General features: G+C 67.6%; 19 protein-coding genes. 15 read left to right on the top strand and 4 right to left on the bottom strand.

Going from position 1 to position 17,329, the window contains the following annotated elements:
* Positions 1–77: 77 nt before the first annotated feature.
* The gene (gene mgtE / locus ACSBM8_RS01480; RefSeq protein ID WP_442679909.1) at positions 78–1,436 is read right to left on the bottom strand and encodes a magnesium transporter; all 1,359 of its coding nucleotides are present in this window, start codon (positions 1,434–1,436) and stop codon (positions 78–80) included.
* 280 nt (positions 1,437–1,716) lie between these two features.
* On the opposite strand from mgtE, the gene ACSBM8_RS01475 reads away from it, so the two are divergent.
* The 11 genes from ACSBM8_RS01475 to ACSBM8_RS01425 all read left to right on the top strand — a co-directional run bounded on the left by ACSBM8_RS01475 (position 1,717) and on the right by ACSBM8_RS01425 (position 9,994).
* Positions 1,717–2,508, top strand: coding sequence for a hypothetical protein (locus ACSBM8_RS01475; RefSeq protein WP_442679908.1), 792 nt, complete (start codon positions 1,717–1,719; stop codon positions 2,506–2,508).
* Positions 2,509–2,559: 51 nt separating this feature from the next.
* Positions 2,560–3,717, top strand: coding sequence for an endonuclease/exonuclease/phosphatase family protein (locus ACSBM8_RS01470; protein ID WP_442679907.1), 1,158 nt, complete (start codon positions 2,560–2,562; stop codon positions 3,715–3,717).
* Between the two features lie 42 nt (positions 3,718–3,759).
* Positions 3,760–4,920: an aminotransferase class I/II-fold pyridoxal phosphate-dependent enzyme gene (locus ACSBM8_RS01465; RefSeq protein WP_442679906.1), complete on the top strand. Its 1,161-nt coding sequence runs from the start codon at positions 3,760–3,762 to the stop codon at positions 4,918–4,920.
* Entirely contained in the window at positions 4,917–5,513 is a 597-nt protein-coding gene (locus ACSBM8_RS01460; RefSeq protein WP_442679905.1) for an alpha/beta fold hydrolase, read from the top strand. The genes ACSBM8_RS01465 and ACSBM8_RS01460 overlap by 4 nt, the downstream gene beginning before the upstream one ends.
* The gene (locus tag ACSBM8_RS01455; RefSeq protein WP_442679904.1) at positions 5,510–6,235 is read left to right on the top strand and encodes a methyltransferase; all 726 of its coding nucleotides are present in this window, start codon (positions 5,510–5,512) and stop codon (positions 6,233–6,235) included. The genes ACSBM8_RS01460 and ACSBM8_RS01455 overlap by 4 nt, the downstream gene beginning before the upstream one ends.
* Positions 6,232–6,843 (top strand): dethiobiotin synthase, encoded by a 612-nt coding sequence (gene bioD, locus ACSBM8_RS01450; protein ID WP_442679903.1) that lies wholly within the window; start codon positions 6,232–6,234, stop codon positions 6,841–6,843. The genes ACSBM8_RS01455 and bioD overlap by 4 nt, the downstream gene beginning before the upstream one ends.
* Entirely contained in the window at positions 6,840–8,084 is a 1,245-nt protein-coding gene (locus ACSBM8_RS01445; RefSeq protein ID WP_442679902.1) for an adenosylmethionine--8-amino-7-oxononanoate transaminase, read from the top strand. The genes bioD and ACSBM8_RS01445 overlap by 4 nt, the downstream gene beginning before the upstream one ends.
* A gap of 116 nt (positions 8,085–8,200) precedes the next feature.
* Positions 8,201–8,614: a hypothetical protein gene (locus tag ACSBM8_RS01440; protein ID WP_442679901.1), complete on the top strand. Its 414-nt coding sequence runs from the start codon at positions 8,201–8,203 to the stop codon at positions 8,612–8,614.
* A complete protein-coding gene (locus ACSBM8_RS01435) occupies positions 8,611–9,126 on the top strand; it encodes a DUF6438 domain-containing protein (protein WP_442679900.1) in 516 nt (171 codons plus the stop codon). Before ACSBM8_RS01440 ends, ACSBM8_RS01435 begins: the two co-directional genes overlap by 4 nt.
* Before the next feature lie 68 nt (positions 9,127–9,194).
* The gene (locus tag ACSBM8_RS01430; protein WP_442679899.1) at positions 9,195–9,476 is read left to right on the top strand and encodes an I78 family peptidase inhibitor; all 282 of its coding nucleotides are present in this window, start codon (positions 9,195–9,197) and stop codon (positions 9,474–9,476) included.
* 95 nt (positions 9,477–9,571) lie between these two features.
* Positions 9,572–9,994, top strand: a complete 423-nt coding sequence (locus ACSBM8_RS01425; RefSeq protein WP_442679898.1) for a hypothetical protein — start codon at positions 9,572–9,574, stop codon at positions 9,992–9,994.
* A 36-nt stretch (positions 9,995–10,030) separates the two neighbouring features.
* Here the strand turns inward: ACSBM8_RS01425 and ACSBM8_RS01420 are convergent, their stop codons facing one another.
* Entirely contained in the window at positions 10,031–10,813 is a 783-nt protein-coding gene (locus ACSBM8_RS01420; RefSeq protein WP_442679897.1) for a ThuA domain-containing protein, read from the bottom strand.
* Positions 10,814–10,950: 137 nt separating this feature from the next.
* On the opposite strand from ACSBM8_RS01420, the gene ACSBM8_RS01415 reads away from it, so the two are divergent.
* Both ACSBM8_RS01415 and ACSBM8_RS01410 read left to right on the top strand, forming a co-directional pair.
* Complete coding sequence (locus tag ACSBM8_RS01415) at positions 10,951–11,820, top strand: nickel/cobalt efflux transporter (protein ID WP_442679896.1); 870 nt, start codon at positions 10,951–10,953, stop codon at positions 11,818–11,820.
* A gap of 3 nt (positions 11,821–11,823) precedes the next feature.
* Complete coding sequence (locus ACSBM8_RS01410; RefSeq protein WP_442679895.1) at positions 11,824–12,090, top strand: metal-sensing transcriptional repressor; 267 nt, start codon at positions 11,824–11,826, stop codon at positions 12,088–12,090.
* Positions 12,091–12,335: 245 nt separating this feature from the next.
* Here the strand turns inward: ACSBM8_RS01410 and ACSBM8_RS01405 are convergent, their stop codons facing one another.
* Positions 12,336–13,016, bottom strand: coding sequence for a hypothetical protein (locus ACSBM8_RS01405; protein WP_442679894.1), 681 nt, complete (start codon positions 13,014–13,016; stop codon positions 12,336–12,338).
* 218 nt (positions 13,017–13,234) lie between these two features.
* Between ACSBM8_RS01405 and ACSBM8_RS01400 the strand changes: the two genes are divergently transcribed.
* A complete protein-coding gene (locus ACSBM8_RS01400; protein WP_442679893.1) occupies positions 13,235–15,316 on the top strand; it encodes a TonB-dependent receptor in 2,082 nt (693 codons plus the stop codon).
* Positions 15,316–16,395 carry a PepSY-associated TM helix domain-containing protein gene (locus ACSBM8_RS01395; RefSeq protein ID WP_442679892.1) on the top strand — a complete coding sequence of 360 codons (1,080 nt, stop codon included), beginning with the start codon at positions 15,316–15,318 and terminating at the stop codon, positions 16,393–16,395. The genes ACSBM8_RS01400 and ACSBM8_RS01395 overlap by 1 nt, the downstream gene beginning before the upstream one ends.
* A 16-nt stretch (positions 16,396–16,411) precedes the next feature.
* On the opposite strand, the gene mmsB is transcribed toward ACSBM8_RS01395, so the two are convergent.
* Positions 16,412–17,302 carry a 3-hydroxyisobutyrate dehydrogenase gene (gene mmsB / locus ACSBM8_RS01390; protein ID WP_442679891.1) on the bottom strand — a complete coding sequence of 297 codons (891 nt, stop codon included), beginning with the start codon at positions 17,300–17,302 and terminating at the stop codon, positions 16,412–16,414.
* Positions 17,303–17,329 lie beyond the last annotated feature (27 nt).

Raw genomic sequence — 17,329 nt, 5'->3', positions numbered from 1 at the left:
ATCTTCCCCCCTTGAACAGCGCGGCGGGCCTCTAGCGTGCGCGACGCGCGCGCGCCAGTGCGGCCTGCCGCCCGCGCCTACAGGAGCGTGCCGGACAGGATCGCGAGCGCGATCGAGAAGTAGATGACCAGCCCCGTGACATCCACCAATGTGGCGACGAAGGGCGCCGACGCGCTGGCCGGATCGAACCCCAGCCGCTGCAGCACGAAGGGCAGCATCGACCCGGCGATGGAGCCGAACGTGACGATCCCGACCAGGCCCGCGCCCACCGTCGCCGCGATCAAGATCCAGTGCGGGCCATAATCGTAGAAGCCGAGCTTCTGCCAGGCGGCGATCCGGATAATGCCGATCACGCCCAGGATCATGCCGAGCACCAGCCCCGCCGGCAGCTCACGCAGCGCCACCCGCCACCAATCCCGCAGCCGCACCTGCCCCAGCGCCAGCGCGCGGATGAGGAGCGACGTCGCCTGGCTGCCGCTATTGCCGCCCGAGCTCATGATCAGCGGGATGAACAGGGTGAGCACGACCGCGCGCTCCAGCTCCGTCTCGAAATGCTGCATCGCGCTCGCCGTGAGCATTTCCGACAGGAACAGCACACTCAGCCAGCCGGCGCGCTTGCGGATCATCGCGAAGAAGCCGGTTTCCAGATAGGGGCGATCGAGCGCCTCGACCCCGCCGAATTTCTGCGCATCCTCGGTATGCTCGGCGACGAGCGCATCCAGCACGTCGTCGACCGTGACGATGCCGAGCGGCCGGCCCGCTTCATCGATCACGGGCAAGGCGAGCAGATCGTGGCGGCGGATGAGATCGGCGACCTGTTCGCGATCCAGTTCGGGCGGCACCGTCACCGGACCACGGCCGCGCGCCAGATCCAGCGCGGGGCTAGCGGGGTCGGCAGCGATCAGCCGGCGCAGCGAAATGGTGGCAACCAGCCGGCCATCGCCGTCGATCAGGAATACCGAATAGATGGTTTCGCGGCTGCGCTCGACCGTGCGGATATGATCGAGCACGTCGCCCACGCTGGCATCGGCCGCGCAGGCGACATATTCGGTCGTCATCATGCCGCCGGCGCTGTCGTCCGGCCAGGCCAGCAGGCGGTGGAGCGAATGCTGCACCTCTGGCGTCAACGCGGCGAGAATGGCCCCCGCAGCCTTTGGCGCCATGGCGGAGAGCAGGTCCGCCGCGCGATCCTCCGCCATTTCCGCGACAAGGTGCACCGCCCGCGGCAATGGCAACAGGGCCACCACCTCTGGTGCGGCGGTGAATTCGGGCCGGTCGAGCGCGCCCACCGCACGCACGTCGGGCATGTGCGCGAGCGCCGCCGCCGCGTCCGCGCGCGGCAGCGACTGGAGCATTTCGACGACATCGGCGAGGTAGACGCCGCTTTTGTCGCGCCGGAACCCGGCGGCAACGCCGGCAGTCAGGCTGTTCATCATGATACACCTCTTCGTCCGCACGACCCTGCGGACGACAGCCAGTGCGAACTAGCGGACGACCACGGGGCGTGCGGCCCTACTGGAACTGTCGCTGGACATGTTCTCGCTTCCTGGATCGACGCAGGATTCTGCGCCGTGCGCCTGTGTGGCTTCTGATCCGGGACCAGTCAACCACAGCGCCCCTCCACGACGTCGCGGCCAGCGCCGATCCGCATCGGGTTTGACACGGTCCGCGCATCATGGTGGATTCGCTTATCCCTCCCAATCGTGGCCGCCTGCATTGCCCCCTTCAAACGCGCGCTGGAAAGCGCTCATAATCCGCCTCGTCGGCCTCAGCGGCGCGCTGGTGTTCGGCCTGGTGCTGGCGCTCGCTTCCTGGTCGCCGATCACCGTCGAGCGGGCGGCGCGCAGCTTCATCGAGCGGCAGATCGAGCAACAGGTCGCGGCCAAGATCGGCAATGTTCAGGATAGGCTGGATGGAACGAGGCTCGGCCGCCTCGCAGAGGCCTTGTCCACCCAGCATAGCCGCGAGATCGCGGCCCTGCGGGCGCAATTGGGGGGAGAATTGAAGCCACGGATCAAGGCGACAGTGCAGCGGCTGCAGGATCCGCAATGCCCCTGTCGCGTTTTCCTGCTGGATGGCCTTGCCCTGTCCAGCCATCTTCATATTCCGGAAATGGAGCGAGCCGCACCGCAGCTACAGCGTCTGATCCTGGGCCAATATGGCGCGATCGTGGGCGACCTGCTGCGCGATCTGCGCATTTTCGCGGCGACCAACCTGCTGGCCTTTTTGGCGCTGCTGGCCCTGTCCGCGCTAAAGCCGCAGCATATCGGTGCCTTGTTCCTGCCGGCCGTCATGCTGTGCGTCGCGACCATCGCGAGCAGCATCTTCTATCTGTTCGGGCAAAACTGGTTCTTCACGATCCTGTACGCCGATTATACGGGCTATGCTTACGCGATATGGCTGGTCCTGATCTTCGGATTGCTGTGCGACATTGCCCTCCTCAAAGCGCGCGTCACGCGGGGGATCCTTCATCTGCTGTCCTCGATCGTCTCTGCGATACCCTGCTAAGGCGGCGTGGACGTTCGAAGTAGGCGTGACAATTTTGGACCAGATGACGCTATGATCCGGCAGGCCCGCTTTTTCGGCTTGATCGCGACGTGCGCGTCGTTCGCCCTGCTTGGCGGGTGCGGGGTGGCGCCGCCGGTGCGGTCGGCCTCCTGCATGCCCGCGGTGGCGGCGACATCGGACGATGGCGGGGCGACGCATCGCCTGCGCCTGTCCGTGCTGACCTATAATATCGAAGGGCTGGGCTGGCCGGCCCGCAAGAATCGCGCGCCGCTGCTGGCACAGATTGGCGCGCGGCTGGACGCGATGCGGCGGGCGGGCATCGCGCCGGATATCATCCTGTTCCAGGAGGTGTTCAGCGGTCCGGCCAAGCACGCCGTGGCGGCGAGCGGATATCCTGCCTTGGCGCCGGGGCCGCGCCGTACCACCCGCTCCGACGCTCCGCCCCTGGCGCCGTTGCCGGGCAAGAGGATGCTCTCGGAAATCGGGGTGCATCTGGCGGGCAGCGGGCTGGTGATCGCGTCGCGCTTTCCGATCGTCGCGCAAGAGCAGCACGCCTTTGGCCCGCGCGCCTGCGCCGGCCGCGACTGCCTGGCCAATAAGGGGATCATGCTGGCGCGGATCGCGCTTCCCGGCCTGCCGGTGCCGGTCGACGTCTATAACACGCATATGAATTCGCGCGGGGCGTCCGGTGCGCCGGAAGCGCGCCACGTCGCCGCGCATGAGCGGCAATCGCTGGCTGCATCGCGCTTCATCGATCGCACGCATGACGATGCGGCGGGGATTATCTTCGGCGGCGATTTCAACATGCGCCATTCGGAAGAACGGTGGGAGAATTTCACCCGCTACCAAGCCCTGACGCTGGTCCATGCGGTCTGCGCCGATCCGCGCGGCGGGTGCGACGTGCGCATGTCGTGGGACGGGGACGCGCCGTGGATGGATACGCAGGATCTGCAGTTTTTCGAGAGCGGCGAGGCCGTCGCCCCGGCCGCCGCCGCTGCCGACAAGCGCCGGTCCGCATTTCCAGCGGCCCCGGCCTCCGCCGGGGCGACGGTGGATGTTCGGCCGGTTCGCGTGGAGGCGGTGTTCGACGGCAGCCCGCACAGCCCCAAGCTTTCGGACCATGACGGCTTTCTGGTGACGTATGAACTGACCTGGCGCAGCACATTGCGGGGGAGGTTGCCGCACTACCCGACGTGCGGCGCCCCATAGCGCCTTGGTGCAACTCGCGACGCGCTCGCCTAAAGGGGCGCGATGACGAGCATGGAGACCCGGTTTCGCAGCGCGCTGGAGCGGATCGACGCGCGCCACGAACGCAGGACCCTGCGGGTCAGCGCGCCCGCGGGCGATGCCCGATTGGTGCGGGACGGGGCGACGCTGATCGACTTTTCCAGCAACGATTATCTGGGCCTGTCGGCGCATCCGCTGCTGGCCGAGCGCGCGGCGGAGTGGGCCAAGCGGCTGGGCGCGGGTGCGGGCGCGTCGCGGCTGGTGACCGGCACGCGCGAGGCGCATCTTGCGCTGGAGCGGAAGATCGCCGCCTTCAAGCATAGCGAAGCGGCATTGCTGTTCCCATCGGGCTGGCATTGCAACGCCGCCGTGCTCGCCGCCTTGCTGAAGGCGGCGCCGGACGCGCTGCTGTTCAGCGACCGGCTGAACCATGCCAGCCTGCATGCCGGTGCCGCCGGCCATCGCCAATTGCGCTTTCGCCATAATGATCTGGATCATCTGGAGGCGCTGCTGGCGGCGCACAACGACCATGCCGGCCCCCGGCTGATCGTCACGGAGAGCGTGTTCAGCATGGACGGCGACCGGGTCGACCTTGCCCGCCTGTCCGCCATCGCCCGCGCGCACGACGCCTTCCTGTATCTGGACGAGGCCCATGCGACCGGCGTGCTGGGGCCGGAGGGGCGTGGCCTGTCGGCCGCGCTGCCGGGCAGCGTCGATCTGGTGATGGGCACGTTCAGCAAGGCGCTGGGCTGTTTCGGCGCCTATGTGGCGGGATCGCAGCTGTTGATCGACTATCTCGTCAATACATGCGGCGGCTTCATCTTCTCGACCGCGCCGCCGCCGGCGATGCTCGGCGCGATCGATGCGGCGCTGGATCTGGTGCCGGGCATGACGGCCGAACGGGCGCGGCTGGCGGGATTGGGCGATCTGTTGCGGGCGCGGCTACAGACGGCCGGGATCGATACCGGCGCGAGCGCCACGCAGATCGTGCCGGCGATCATCGGCGATGCAGCGGCGGCCCTCGCGCTGGCCGACGCGGTGGCGGCCAAGGGCATGCTGGCCGCGGCGATCCGCCCGCCGACGGTGCCTTCGGGCACCAGCCGCTTAAGGATCGCGCTCCATGCCACCCATAAAGACGACGATGTCGCGCGGCTGGCCGATGCGATCGTCGAGCAATGCGCATGAAATTGCTGTTTCTGCACGGCTGGGGGTTCGATGCGCGCCTGTGGGACGGGGTGCGGCAGGCGCTGGCGCCGCTGGCGACGATCGCCTGGGATCGCGGCTATTTCGAACGGCCGCAGGCGGAGCCGGTCGACGGGCCGTTGATCGCCATCGGTCATTCGCTTGGCAGCCTGATCCTGAGCTGCGCGCCGCCGCCGGGCTGCATCGGCCTGATCGCGATCAATGGCTTCGATCGCTTTGCCGGCGACGGCGCAGTGCCGCGACGGGTGGTGGATCGCATGCGGCACCGCTTTGCCGATGCGCCCGGCGAGGTGCTGGACGCCTTTCGCATCCGCAGCGGCGCCGCTCCGGCCGAGGATCCGATCGATGCCGCGCGATTGGCGGCCGATTTGGATCTGCTCGCGACCGGCGATGCCCGCGACGGTGAGCGCCCCCGGCTGATCCTGCACGGTGGCGACGACCCGATCCTTCCGCCGGAGATGCGGGCGACGCTGTTCGGCGGAGCGCCCGCCCAGACCCTGGCCGGGGCGGCCCATCTGCTGCCGCTGACCCATCCGGACTGGTGCGCGGCGCAGATCCGGGCGGTGCTGCCATGACGGTGGCGGCGGCGTTCGACCGGGCGGCGGATTATGATCGCCATGCCATCGTCCAGCGGCAGGTGGCCGAGGGACTGGCCGCGCGGATCGCGGGCCTGCGGCTGCCGGAGGGGCCGCGCCTGCTGGAGATTGGCTGCGGGACGGGCCTGTTGGGGGAGATGCTGGTGGATCGGCTACCCGGTGCGCACTGGCTGATGACGGACATTGCGCCCGCGATGGTGGCGCGCGCACGTGCCCGGTTCGCGCGCCGCCCCGAAATTCGCTTCGCGGTCATGGACGGCGAGCGGCCCGATGCCGAAGGCCCGTACGATCTGATCTGCTCCAGCCTGGCGGCGCAATGGTTTGCCGATCTGCCGGGCACGCTGGCGCGCTGGCGCGATCGGCTTGGCCAAGGCGGCCGGATCGCCTTCACGACGCTGGCGGCGGGCAGCTTTGCCGAATGGCGACGCGCCCATGGTGACCTCCCCTGCGGGCTGCACTTTTATCCCGAGGCGGAGGCGCTGGCGGCGTTGGGGCTGGAGGTCAGCCTGGAGCGGCGCATCCTCCATCATGCCGATGCGCGCGATTTCCTGCGCGGACTGAAGGCGATCGGCGCGGGAACGCCGCAGCCCGGCCATCGCCCGCTCACGCCCGCTCAGCTGCGCACCGTGATGGCACGGTTCGAAGCGGAGGGCGCCACCGCGACCTATGTCGTCGCAACCTGTCTGGGAGGAGCGGCATGATCCGCCTGATCGTCACCGGGACCGATACGGGCATCGGCAAGACGGTGCTGTCCGCCGCCATCGCCGCCGCTACGGGCACGCCCTATTGGAAGCCGATCCAGTCCGGCCTGGCCGATGGCGAGGATGCGGATGCGGTGGCGGCGCTGGGCGTGCGGCACATCCACCCCAGCGCCTATCGCCTGACCGCGCCGCTTTCGCCGCATCGCGCGGCGGAATGCGACGGCATCACGATCGATCCCGACGGGATCGTGCCGCCCGACGGCGCGCTGGTCGCCGAAGGCGCGGGCGGCGTGCTGGTGCCGGTCACCCGCGACCTGCTGTTCGCCGATCTGTTCGCCCGTTGGCGCATGCCGGTCGTGCTCGCGGCGCGGACGTCGCTCGGCACGATCAATCACAGCCTGTTGTCGATCGAGGCGCTGCGCGCGCGTGGCGTGCCGATCCTGGGCGTCGCCTTCATCGGCGAGGCCAATGCGGATAATGAGGCGACGATCGCGGCGATGGGCGGGGTCCGGCGGCTCGGCCGGCTGCCATGGATCGACCCGCTCGACGGCGAACGCCTTGGCCACGCCTTCGCGGCCCAGTTCAGGATCGAGGATTTCGCGCAATGACCTCCCCGGTCTGGCACCCCTTCACCCAGCACGGCCTGGACGAACCGATCCCGGTGGTCACGCACAGCGAAGGCGCGGCGCTGTTCACGGCCGACGGGCGGCGCATCATCGACGCGATTTCCTCCTGGTGGGTGACGACGCATGGCCACCGCCACCCGCGCATCGTCGCCGCGATCCAGGCGCAGGCGGCGGTGCTCGACCAGATCATCTTCGCGGGCTGGACACACGAACCCGCCGAGACGCTGGCGCAACGGCTGGTGGCAATGATGCCCGCGCCACTCGCGCATGTCTTCTTCTCCGATTCAGGCTCCACCTCGGTCGAGGTCGCGCTGAAGATGGCGCTGGGTTACTGGCTCAACCGGGGCGAGCCGCGCCATCGCATCCTGACACTGGACCATGGCTATCATGGCGACACGGTCGGCGGCATGTCGGTCGGCGCGCGCGGCGTCTATAATCAGGCCTATACGCCGCTGCTGTTCGACGTCGGCGCGCTGCCCTTCCCCGCCGGTCACGGCCAGAACACGCTGGATGCGCTGGAGGCCGCCTGCCGCGAACGGCCGGCGGCGCTGATCGTCGAGCCGCTCGTCCTGGGCGCGGGCGGGATGCTGTTCTACCCGCCGGACCTTCTGGCAGCGATGCGCAACATCTGCGCGGCCGCGGGCGTATTGTTCATCGCCGACGAGGTCATGACCGGTTGGGGCCGCACGGGCACGTTGCTCGCCTGCGATCAGGCCGGCGTGGTACCCGACATACTCTGCCTGTCCAAAGGGCTGACCGGCGGGGCGATCCCGCTTGCCGTGACCATGGCCACGCCGGAGATTTTCGAGGCGCATCGATCGACCGATAAAGCGAAGATGCTGTTCCATTCCTCCAGCTACACCGCCAACCCGATCGCCTGCGCCGCCGCCGTCGCCAACCTGGATATCTGGCGGGACGAACCCGTGCTGGAGCGCATCCGCACGCTGGGCGACCGCCAGCGCCTGCGCATGGCGGCGTTGCGCGACGTGCATAACCCGCGCGTGTTCGGCACGATCGCGGCGTGCGAGATCGGGGCGGGCGATGGCGATTATCTGGCGACGATCGGCCCCGCGCTGGCGGCGCATTTCCGCGAGCGCGATCTGCTCGTCCGACCGATGGGAAATACGGTCTATGTGATGCCGCCTTATTGCATCGACACGGGCGATCTGGACGCCATCTATCTGGGCATTGCGGCGGCGGCCGAACGCTTCCGGGCACGGTGATCGCGCGATCGGGGTAAAGGTCGGGACGAGGCGGTGACGTCTATGTTCAGCTTGCCCCCGGTAAGCGTCTGCCCCGAATAGCCCGTGAGGACGTCCTGCCGATGCACCTATCCCGAATGCTTACCCTGATTGCGGGCGTCGCGGCCGCGACGGCAGCGGCCGCCAGTGTCGACACCTCGCCCAAGCCCGGCGGCGTGTACCGGCTGAAGCCCGGCATCTATGTCCGCAAGGACGTCGCCTGCAAGACCGCGCCGAACGCCGCGGTCCGCCAGTATGACGGGCGCGGCATCAGCAGCGCCCACACGCGCGCCTGCCGGGCACGGATCCTGTCGCGCACGGGCGATCGCTTTGAGGTCAGCCAGTCTTGCATCGACGCCGGCGCCGGCCCTGCCCCGCGCTTCACCGAACGCCAGACGATCCGCATAGCCGATGCGTTGACCTTCACGCAGACGATGCGGGGCAAGGGCAGCACCTATCGTTATTGTCCGGCCTATATGTTGCCGGCCGGCCTGCGGGAGGCAGCCCGATGAGGGCGGCCCTGCCATCGTCGCTGGCGCTGCTGGCGGCGTTCACACTGACCGCCTGCGCCACCGCGCCGCGCCCGGGACCGTCCGCGCCGAGCGGCGAGACGATCAGCGTCGCCGTCGGCCCCTGCTTCGGTTTCTGCCCGGTCTATACGGCCAGCGTCGCGCCCGACGGCAGCGTCCGTTTCGACGGGGAGCGGCACACCGCCGTGCTGGGCGCGCGCACGCGCACTGTCGGCACGTCCGGCTATCGCGCCCTCGCGCGCGATCTTGCGCCCTTCCGCCCGGCGGATGGCAGCGAGGCGACGATCGCGTGCATCGCCGCCGTCAGCGATACATCGCCTTATGTCGTGACCTGGACCAATGCGGCGGGCCGCAAGACCAGCGCATCGGTACAGAGCGGTTGCCCGGGCGGTCCCGGGCAATTGCTGGTGCAGCGGCTGCGTGCGCTGCCCGATCGCCTCGGCATTGCCGACTGGGCGAAGCAGACCACCCGCCCCGGCGCGTCGCGCGGCTGAGGCGGAGCGGTAATCCGTCATTGGGGTCGGCCCCGCTGCCGACCCGCAGAAAAACGAGGATGCTGACGATGAGGATGAGCAAGGCGAGCGCGTTGGTGGCACTTCTGGGGCTTGGCGCCTGCGCCTCGACCGGCACCGGCCGCGGCGCGGCGGCAGCGACCTGCCAGGCGGAGGCAGCCAAGGCGCTGGTCGGCCAGGCCGCGCCCGACGACCGCCAGATCCTGCGCCTGACCGGCGGCACGATCGTCCGCCGGATCGCGCCGGGCGACATGACCACCAAGGATTATCGGATCGAACGCGTGACGGTCACGGTCGCCGACGGACGGGTGGTCGAAGCCTATTGCGGATGAGGAAATGCGCCTTATCGACGGAGGACTTTCACAACCATGCTGTCGTCAAACCTTGAAACATAGCGAAGGCTGCAGCTGACCGGGCAGGTAACGTCATGACCCCGTCCGCCATCGAACAGGCGCTGGACCGTCGCCACGCGACCGCACAGCGCGCCTTCGCCGAGCGGGATATTGCCGCCTATCGCGATATGTTCGGTAGCGCGCTCCAATACCGCCAGATCGACGGCGTCACGATCGACCGAACCCGCCTGATGCGGGATGTCGCGGCCCAGTTCGCCAAGATCCGCCGCGCCGAATCGCGCTTCACGCGCGAACGATTGGACGTGGCGGGCGATGATGTGCGCGAAACCCTCATCCAGACCGCGGTCGTGGAGGTCGCCGCCTTCGGCTTCCTCCGCCGTGTCTGGCAGATCGAACGACGCGGCGACTATGTCTGGGCGATGGAAGAGGGTGACTGGCGGATCGTCCGCGTCACGATCCTGGAGGAGGATGTGCGCGGCCGCTTCAGGCTGGGCTGACCGGCCTTTTCCATCCGGAGATCGCGCGGGGCCGCCTCACCGCCGGGATCGGGCACCCGCCTGCCCCCGTCCGGTCGCCGCCCAATAGATACCGCCGAGCAGGTGCTGCAGATAGCGATCGTCGCGATACATGTCGGCAACATGGCCGAGCAGCGTCACGAACACGCGGCCTTTCTCATAGGAATGATACCAGGCTTCGGGATGGACCTTGCCCATCGGCTTGCCGACCTGGCCGGGCCAGATCCTGGTCGGATCGTAGCTGGTCTCGTCGACGTTCAGCACAGGGTTGATCGTTACGCCGAAGGGATTGTTGGTGACATAATATTCGTCGCTCCAGATCCAGTGATCGGGCAGGCCGAAGGCGGCGGGAAAGCCCTTGTCGACCACATCGATCACGGCGGTCTGGATCATCGGATGGTTGATGAAGGAGCGGCCGACCATTTTCTCATACCAGGGCCAGGCGTTGGCCGGGATGATGGCGGCGCGATGCACGACGATGGCGTTGCCGCCCGCACGCATATACGCCTCGAAATGACCGCGCTGGGTCTCGTTCAACTGCTCTGCCGGCGTGTTGAGGAACATCACCGCCGCATAAGGGCGCAGATCCCCGTCGAACACGGCCGGATCGCTCGTGAAGGTCACGTCGAACGCATGCAGCCGCGCCAATTGCTGCAGGCTATCGCGCGCGACCGGAATATATTCGTAATGATATTTGCTGGGCGTCGCGATCACGAGCAGCTTGAACTGGCTATCCGCCCACACCGCCGCGGGCATCAGGCCGCAGACCAAGGCAGCAAGCAATCGGATAATGGCCTTCATCAGGTGGCGCTCCCCATCGTCCCTGGGCGGTGTAGCGGATGCGGACGCCCGCGCGAGTCCGACCTTGGTGGCGGATGGCCAAGCAGTATCCCCTCCGGGGGGATAGGAAACGGGCAGATCCTATTCTAAAGCGGGTTATGACCGTTCTCTCCGATCTGCTGCAACAGGGCGCCGCCCACGCCTGGCTGTTCGTGCCGAGCGCCATTCTGCTTGGCGCCCTGCACGGGCTGGAGCCGGGCCATTCCAAAACGATGATGGCCGCGTTCATCGTCGCCGTGCGCGGGACGGTCGGCCAAGCGGTGCTGTTGGGGCTGGCGGCGACCCTGTCGCACACCGCAATCGTGTGGGCGGTCGCGCTGGGCGGCGTGTATCTGTTCCATGATCTGAGCCCCGAAGCCGCCGAACCCTATTTCAAGCTGGCGTCGGGCCTGCTGATCCTCGCGCTGGCCGGATGGATGCTGTGGCGCACGCGCCAAGAACAAAGGCATGCGCATGAACATCATCGCGCGGCGCCCCATAGCCACCATGATCATGACCACCACCATCAGCACGATCACGGGCACGATCACGGGCATGCGTCCCCGCTCGACCATGCGCTGGAACGCACCGACGGCGGCTATCAGGACGCCCATGAGCGCGCGCATGCGGAGGCTATCCGTAGCCGCTTCGCCGGGCGCGACGTCACCACCGGACAGATCATGCTGTTCGGCCTGACCGGCGGCCTCATCCCCTGCCCCGGCGCGATCACCGTGCTGCTGCTGTGCCTGCAGGTGAAGCAGATCGCTCTCGGATCGGTGCTGGTCCTGTGTTTCAGCATCGGGCTGGCGCTGACGATGGTCGCGTCGGGGGTCATCGCCGCGCTCAGCGTCCGCTACGCCGAGCGCCGCTTCGGCGGCTTCGGCACGCTGGTGCGGCGCGCGCCTTATGCCAGCGGCGCGCTGATCCTGTGCGTCGGCGCCTATGTCGCGCTACAGGGCTGGCAGACGCTCCCTTATGCCGGAGGATAGACGATGAGCCATGCCGCCAACCCCGACCTGCTCAATCGCCTGCGTCGCGCCAACGGGCATCTCGCCAGCATCATCACGATGGTCGAGGAGGGCAGCGACGGCCTGAAGATCGCCCAGCAGATGCAGGCGGTGGTGGCGGCACTCGAAAAGACCAAGACGCTGATCGTGACCGACCATATCGAACATCATCTGGAGGCGCTGGTCGGGCCCCTCCCCAGCACGGTGCGCGCGGATCTCGCCAAGCTCGGCGCACTGGCGAAATATCTGTAGCCGCACCCGCGCCGCGGCTCCGCGGATGGCGGCATGGACCCCAGCCTGCGCTGGGGTGACGGTGTAGGGAGGCGATCGCGGTGTGGGCGGCCGCCGACGCGCACGTCTCCCCACCCGCCGCGCGCTTGGCCACACCGTAGTCATGCCAGCGCAGGCTGGCATCCACGGACCTTACCCCTGGCCCGGCGCGTGGGCAGAGCGCCTCGTCGGCCGGCAGCCGCAAAAATGGAGCGCTGGTCCCCGGCTTACTGGCGGTCCGGCTGGCTTACGCTCTTGGCAATGTCCTTGGCGGCGGCGCCTGTCATGGCGTCGGCCTGGCCCGCCGCAGCCAGGAAATCCGCTTGCGAGGCGGTGGTGTAATTGCAGCCGACGAACAGGCGGTCGCTGGGCGGGGCTTTGGATGGCTCCTCGGCGCCGAACGCCTTGGCCAGCATCGCCGACAGCGCGCCGCCGGTTGGCTCGAACGCGCCGAGCATCGGGCCGCTGTCCGGATCGATGAAGCGATAATATTGCTCGGTCGCCTTGATCGGCGCGCGCTCCATCTTCTGCGCCTGAATGAAGGCGAGCGCCTTGGCGCGCGGCCACAACGTCACCACCCAATCCTGCAGGAAATAGACCGTCGTCACCTGTTCGCCGAGCAGCGCGGCCGGCTTGGCCAGCGTGAAGCCGTACAGGCCGATCATGCCTTCGGTCGCCTTGTCGTCCTTGATCTTGCGCATCCAGGCGGGCGGCTTGTCCTCAAGGAAGAGGGCCGAGGCGAAGGCAAAGGCGCCCGGATGCGACCGGCAGCTGAGAACATCGCCAAGCGTCTCGGGGGTCAGCGCAATATCCTCACCGTCCTCGGCCCCGCTTTGGGCCATGGCGGCGCAGGGCGTCAGCAGGGCGCTGGCGATCAGAACAAAGAAGCGCGGCAGCGTCGAGGTCATTGGCCGTCCTTTTACGAAGAGGACCATTTCCCCCTGAAGCGCAATTGCCGTGCGCGCGCCTCCGGCGCCTGTCCATGTCCTTTGCGCAGGATCCGGAAATGAGCGGACGGGGTGCGCGGCCGACAAAGTATCCTCCATTCGTCGCATGATGCCGCTTCGGGACTATCCACAATCAAATTCCATGCTAATGCGACGCGCTCGCAAATAGGGGGGTCCAGTTGTCGAATTTCATGCCGCGTCTCTGCATGGTTGCCGCATGTGCCGCCGGCTTTCCAACGATTGCCGCCGCGGATGCCGGCGAGGCCAGCCGGGACGAGGTGATCGTGACCGGCGCGCGCCAGGGCTATACGCCGACCGATACGTCCGCCGCCAAGATCGTCGCGCCGCTGCGCGATATCCCGCAGTCGATCGCGGTGGTGCCGGCCCAGGTGCTGCTGGATCAGCGCGCTTTGTCGCTGCAGGATGCGCTCAAGAATGTGCCGGGCGTCAGCTTCGCGTCCGGCGACGGCCAGCGCGATCAGGTCAGCATCCGCGGCTTCACCGCCATCGCCGATCAGTTCGTGAACGGCTTTCGCGACGACGCCCTTTATTTCCGGGATCTGTCCAACACCGATCGGGTCGAGGTGATCAAGGGCCCGGCGGCGGTGCTGTACGGGCGCGGATCGTCGGGCGGGCTGATCAACCGCGTGCTGAAACAGCCGAACGTGAACATCACGTCGGCCACCATTTCCGGCGGCTCGTTCGACCAGAAGCGCGGCGAATGGGATGTCGGCCGCTTCGACGAAACCGGTGGCGTCGGCTTCCGACTGACCGGGGCGTACGAGGATGACGACAGCTTCCGCGACCAGCAATTCGTCAAGCGCTTCGCGATTGCCCCTTCGCTGCTGCTGGGCGCGGGCCGCGATACGACCTTGTTTGTCGAGGCCGATTATCTGCACGACCGCCGCCTGACCGATTTCGGCATTCCCGCGATCAACGGACGGCCGGTCGATGTGCCGCGTTCGACCTATTATGGCGCCGCCAATGCCCGCGATGCCGACGTGACCGCCAGCGAGGTACTGTCGCAGACCGTCATCCTGACGCACCGTTTCTCGGACGACCTGAGCTTCCGCGATGGCTTCCGCCATTACAATTACAGCCTGAACCGGCGGAACACCTTGCCCTCGGCCGTGAACGCCGCCGCCGGCACCGTCACGCTGCAACATGGCGGGATCGATCGCGACGAGGATGGCTGGTCGAACCAGGCCGAGCTGACGCAGAAGCTGCGCGTCGCGGGCACGGAGCACACGATTCTCTACGGCTTCGAGATTGCCCGGCAGGTGAAGGGTGCGCAGACGATCCAGTCGCGCGTCCTTACCACCACGTCGATCTTCAACCCGGTGCTGCCGGTGGTGAACAATGCCGCCTTCACCACGCTCAGCGCGAACAGCAATACGAGCTTCGATACGCGCGGTCTGTATGTGCAGGATCTTGTCGATCTGAGCCATGGCTTCAAGCTGCTGGTCGGCGCGCGGCATGACTGGTTCATCCAGAAGACGCACCAGATCATCGGCAGCCCGGCACGGCTGTCACGGACCGATCGCAAATGGAGCCCGCGCGCCGGTCTGGTCTTCCAGCCCGACGACGCGCAATCCTATTATGTCTCGTGGAGCCGCAGCTTCCAGCCGTCGGCTGAGACGTTTGCGCTCGCCGCCAACAATGCCGATCTGGCGCCGGAGCAGACCACCAACAAGGAAATCGGCGCCAAATATACCTTCCTCGGCGGACGGCTGAACGTGCAGGCGGCGGGCTTCATCCTCCGGCGCACCGGCATCAAGGGCAGCGATCCGCTGACGCCAACTTTGCTCGTGCCGATCGGCACGCAGCGCACGCGCGGCGTGGAATTGTCCGGCCAGCTCAACTTGCCGTCGGGCTTCCAGGCGATCGCGGGCTACGCCTATCTGGATACGCGCGTCACCGCCTCGGCCAACCCGCTATTCGCCGACAAGCGCGCGACGATCACGCCGAAAAATTCCGCCAATGCCTTTCTGACCAAGAGCTTTGCCGGGCGCTTCGGCATTGGCGGCGGCATGAACTATGTCGGCGATCGCTTTGCCGATCCGGCCAATACGACGGTGCTGCCGCATTATGTCACCGCGGACGCGGTGGCGTGGGTCTATGTCGGCGCGGTGCGGTTCCAGATCAACGGCTATAACCTGACCAACAAGCGCTACATCGTCTCCGGCCACGGCACCTCGCCGTTGCTCAACACGCCCGGCGCGCCGCGTTCGGTGCTGGGCACGGCGCGTATCAGCTTCTGATGCGCTGGATCGAATGGCTCCATCGCTGGCTGGGCGGATCGATCGGGCTTTTGCTGGCGCTGATCGGCCTGTCGGGCGCGATCCTGGTGCATCGCGACGCCTGGACGATGGTGGCGCACAAGCAGGACGCGGTCGATCGGGACGCTGTCCACATCGCCGCGCGGGTAGCCCAGGCGATGGCCGATCCGGCAAGGCGGCCGGAAGGGATCGTCTTCGCGTCCCCGGGCTTCGCCGTGGATCGGCTGACGTTCAGCGGTGGCGCCGGCGCCTATACGGATCAGACCGGGCGGACGCTGGCGCGCTGGGACAGCCAATGGCAACGGCCCGAATTGTGGTTGTTCGATTTCCACCGCCATCTGTTCTCCGGCGACCGCGGCGAGACATTCGTCGGCATTGCCGGCCTGGCAGGCATTGTGTTCGTCGCGACGGGGACGTTGTTGTGGTGGCGGACCCGACGCAGCTTCGCCTTCCGGCTGCTGCCCAAACGGCATAGCCATCCGGCGTTCCTGCGGCATCATCGCGATCTCGGCATCGTCGTCGCGCCTTTGCTGCTCCTGTCCTGCGTGACGGGCACGGTGCTGGTGTTCCGGCCGCTCGCTTCCATCCTGCTGGGGCCGGGCGCCACCGCGGCGATGCGGCAGGCGGCCGCACCGCCCAAGGTCGACAAGATGGCGCTGGCTGCGAAGCTGGACTGGGCGGCCATGATCCGCGCCGCGCACGACCGCTTTCCCGATGCCGACATCCGCGTGCTGAACCTGCCGCGCGGCGGCAGCGGCCTCATCACCCTGCGGATGAAGCAGTCCGACGAATGGCTGCCCAATGGCCGCACGACGATCTGGTTCGCGGCGGACAGCGGACGGATCGTCGACGTGCGCGACGCCACACGCCTGCCCGCGCAGGTCCGCGCCTTCGGCCTGCTCTTTCCGCTCCATTCGGCCGCGGTCGGCGGGCTCGCCTTTCGGATCGTCATGACGATATCCGGTCTGGCGCTGGCGCTGCTCGGATCCCTGGCTGTCTGGTCCTTCTGGTTCCTGCGCCGAACGCCGCGCCGCCCGGCGCCGCGCCCGCAAACCGCCTGACCGGGCCGGCAGCGGCTTATTGGCTGCCGTCGGAATCCAGCAGGCGGATGATCGCCGAGAAATCGAGAGCGCCATTCCCGCCATTGGCGAAGGCCTGGTACAAAGCCTCCGCCGCCGCGCCCATCGGTACGCTGGCATTGGCGTCGTGGGCGGCACCCATGGCGAGCTTGAGATCCTTCAGCATCAGCGCGGTGGCGAACCCGCCCTGATAGTCCCGATCCGCCGGCGTCTCGGGTCCCACCCCTGGGACAGGGCAATAGCTCGTCATCGACCAGCTCTGGCCCGAGGCTTTGGAGGAAATATCGTAAAAGGTCTGGAGGTCGAGGCCGAGCTTCTTCGCCAGCAGGAATGCCTCGCAGGTTGCGACCATGGTGGCACCGAGCAGCATATTATTGGCGATCTTGGCGGCCTGGCCCGCGCCGGTGCCGCCGGCATGGATCACCGCCTTGCCCATCGCCGCCAGGATCGGCTGAGCCTGGGCAAAGGCGTCGTCCGGCCCACCCACCATGAAGGTCAGCGTACCGCCATTGGCCGCCGCAATACCGCCCGATACCGGGGCATCCACCATCGCATAACCCTGCTCCGCCGCCGCCGCGCCGACCGTCTTGGCGCTGGCGACATCGACGGTCGAGCAATCGATCAGGATCGCGCTGCTGGGCGCGGCGCCGATGATGCAATCGGCATAGACCTGGCGGACATGGCTTCCGGCCGGCAGCATCGTGACGACCGCGTCGACATCGGCCGACGCCTCCCGTGCCGATTTGACGCGAAGGCAGCCGGCTTGCTCGGCATGGGCAAGCGCCGCCTCGGCCAGATCGAAGGCGTGGACCTCATGCCCCGCCTTGACGAGGTTTGCGGCCATGCCGCCGCCCATATTGCCGAGCCCGATAAAGCCGATCTTGGCCATTGCTATCTCTCTCCGTCGCCCCGGCGA

This window comes from Sphingomonas sp. ASY06-1R (genome assembly GCF_052180265.1).
Classification (GTDB): domain Bacteria; phylum Pseudomonadota; class Alphaproteobacteria; order Sphingomonadales; family Sphingomonadaceae; genus Sphingomonas_I.
Note: the sequence above shows the minus strand (reverse complement) of the source record. Positions and strands in the feature narration are given on the sequence as shown.

Coding starts and splice junctions, on each gene's coding strand:
- ACSBM8_RS01395 (WP_442679892.1), top strand. CDS start 15,316: ATGCGCTGGATCGAATGGCTCCATCGCTGGCTGGGCGGATCGATCGGG.
- mmsB (WP_442679891.1), bottom strand. CDS start 17,302: ATGGCCAAGATCGGCTTTATCGGGCTCGGCAATATGGGCGGCGGCATG.
- ACSBM8_RS01405 (WP_442679894.1), bottom strand. CDS start 13,016: ATGACCTCGACGCTGCCGCGCTTCTTTGTTCTGATCGCCAGCGCCCTG.
- ACSBM8_RS01455 (WP_442679904.1), top strand. CDS start 5,510: ATGACGGTGGCGGCGGCGTTCGACCGGGCGGCGGATTATGATCGCCAT.
- ACSBM8_RS01415 (WP_442679896.1), top strand. CDS start 10,951: ATGACCGTTCTCTCCGATCTGCTGCAACAGGGCGCCGCCCACGCCTGG.
- mgtE (WP_442679909.1), bottom strand. CDS start 1,436: ATGATGAACAGCCTGACTGCCGGCGTTGCCGCCGGGTTCCGGCGCGAC.
- bioD (WP_442679903.1), top strand. CDS start 6,232: ATGATCCGCCTGATCGTCACCGGGACCGATACGGGCATCGGCAAGACG.
- ACSBM8_RS01470 (WP_442679907.1), top strand. CDS start 2,560: ATGATCCGGCAGGCCCGCTTTTTCGGCTTGATCGCGACGTGCGCGTCG.
- ACSBM8_RS01465 (WP_442679906.1), top strand. CDS start 3,760: ATGACGAGCATGGAGACCCGGTTTCGCAGCGCGCTGGAGCGGATCGAC.
- ACSBM8_RS01460 (WP_442679905.1), top strand. CDS start 4,917: ATGAAATTGCTGTTTCTGCACGGCTGGGGGTTCGATGCGCGCCTGTGG.
- ACSBM8_RS01425 (WP_442679898.1), top strand. CDS start 9,572: ATGACCCCGTCCGCCATCGAACAGGCGCTGGACCGTCGCCACGCGACC.
- ACSBM8_RS01440 (WP_442679901.1), top strand. CDS start 8,201: ATGCTTACCCTGATTGCGGGCGTCGCGGCCGCGACGGCAGCGGCCGCC.
- ACSBM8_RS01430 (WP_442679899.1), top strand. CDS start 9,195: ATGAGGATGAGCAAGGCGAGCGCGTTGGTGGCACTTCTGGGGCTTGGC.
- ACSBM8_RS01420 (WP_442679897.1), bottom strand. CDS start 10,813: ATGAAGGCCATTATCCGATTGCTTGCTGCCTTGGTCTGCGGCCTGATG.
- ACSBM8_RS01435 (WP_442679900.1), top strand. CDS start 8,611: ATGAGGGCGGCCCTGCCATCGTCGCTGGCGCTGCTGGCGGCGTTCACA.
- ACSBM8_RS01445 (WP_442679902.1), top strand. CDS start 6,840: ATGACCTCCCCGGTCTGGCACCCCTTCACCCAGCACGGCCTGGACGAA.
- ACSBM8_RS01410 (WP_442679895.1), top strand. CDS start 11,824: ATGAGCCATGCCGCCAACCCCGACCTGCTCAATCGCCTGCGTCGCGCC.